This window comes from Paenarthrobacter sp. NPDC092416 (genome assembly GCF_044755025.1).
GTDB lineage: Bacteria > Actinomycetota > Actinomycetes > Actinomycetales > Micrococcaceae > Arthrobacter.
In genome coordinates this window covers 1-1,738 of sequence record NZ_JBIVQG010000038.1, presented here as the reverse complement: position 1 = coordinate 1,738, position 1,738 = coordinate 1, and the positions used below count along the sequence as shown (strand labels likewise).

The following is a 1,738-nucleotide window of genomic DNA, read 5'->3' as shown; positions in this document are numbered from 1 at the left end:
CCGAACCGTACACACCTTCCGGCTTTCCGTTTCGCACCCGGCGACTCAGAAAACAATACACGCCCCACACCCCCAACGCAAATCCACCCCAAACACCACCCCCACCCACCCCCAAAACCCCACCAAACCGCCGTCGAACCCGCCTTTCTCTATGGGGGCATCAGCTCGGGCAAGGCGGAGATGACGGCCTTGAGATTCTCCTCTGCCATGAGTGGCCGGCGTCGAGCGTGCGATGTTCCACGTCCGATGCCCATTCAGCCCGCTGCTGCGGCGTCCTAACCAAGCGCTGCTCCCTGTCCTGTTGGAATCACAGTGACCGGCATGGTCAAGGTTCTCCCGGCGGGACGATCCTCCTGGTCTTGGAGCACATCGATGCCGGCAGAGGCACGGTAGCCCGCAGCGATGGACTTCACAGCCTCCCGTGACGCGCGAAGGTACTCGGCGAGGTACACGGGTGGAATGGCTGACGGGTTGGCGGTCCAGCCGCAGATAAACGAGGACAAGAACGTTTCCGCTGTAGCTTCGATCCTGGCTTCAACAATCCCGGCAGGTTGAGCAACCAGGTACAGGTGCCAAGCCACCTTCGCATCGGCACCGCGCAGGATGTCCTACATATCCAAAGCGGGCAGGACATCCAGGGACAGGAGATGTGTCACCGCCCCGAGATGATCCAGACAGGCACGAATGGCAACTAGGCGCCCCGGTCGTGACCAGCAAGCACCAATCCGTCATGGCCAAGCTGCGACGTCTCGTGGAGCTGGACCGGATGCCGCGTGAACTCTCCACGTGGCGGCACCGGGAAGTCGTCGGAATACTCACCGCGCACCGCGGACGCGCCGTCTCTAAGTCGTCTCTGATCGACGATCTGTGGGGTAGCGGCCGCCCGCTGGAGCGGTGTCCGTGCGGTGGTGAACTACGCCCGGTCCTTGAACCTCATCGGCCAGCCCCTACACAGCCGATAATGCTCGTAACCGTTGGCGATGGGTATGCTCGCTGCGCTTGGGACCGGACGCCAGTGATGCCTGGCGGCTCGAGACTGCGATCGCACAAACTGCGGCATCAGCGCCGGCGATGGCTGACTTCGTGTTGACCGCGGCTTTGGCCGAGTGGCACGACGACGCTTCGGGAGAATTCTCGGGCCGGCCTTGGGCTGGGCCGGAACGGACGTGACGGACTAAGCTGCGGCAGACCGCCGTCGAACAAACCACAGCGGCGCGCTTGTGTTGCTACCGAGCCGCCCACGCTATACCGCTACTCGGTGCCCATGTTGCTGGCAACCCGTGGCAAGAGGGCAGAACGCGCTCTGACTACAGGTCCCCTCCGCCTGACCGAACCCGGCCCCAACCGCTGTCGACCATCGCAATGGAGTCTCGCAGCACCAGGCAACGCCACGTCGAGGCCGACGACGCAGAGACAATCGCGGCCACTTGGGAGACAAGCGGCTGCACTGCTTTGGACTCGGTGCCACTTTCATGCAGGAATTTGGGCGCGCTGGTTTGGCAACCCGGCGCGCCGGGATCGGCGCTCAACTGAGCTGCTCGAGGTGAGCCCTTGGTGGTTAAATGCGAGAAGCCCCGGTGGTGGGCCGGGGCTTGGTGTGTTGGTGGTTAAATGCGAGAAGCCCCGGTGGTGGGCCGGGGCTTGGGGTGTTGGTGTTTGGTGGTTAATGTGGGAGACCCCCCAACCGTGTGGTTGGGGGGTCTCGACCGAATGGTTGTCCGGCGGTGTCCTACTCTCC

Annotated in this window: 1 protein-coding gene; it reads right to left on the bottom strand. The window is 63.5% G+C overall.

Annotation, left to right across the window (positions count from 1 at the left end; translation table 11 throughout):
- Positions 1–275 precede the first annotated feature (275 nt).
- The gene (locus ACIQC5_RS24215; RefSeq protein WP_400287768.1) at positions 276–581 is read right to left on the bottom strand and encodes a hypothetical protein; all 306 of its coding nucleotides are present in this window, start codon (positions 579–581) and stop codon (positions 276–278) included.
- Positions 582–1,738: the final 1,157 nt, after the last annotated feature.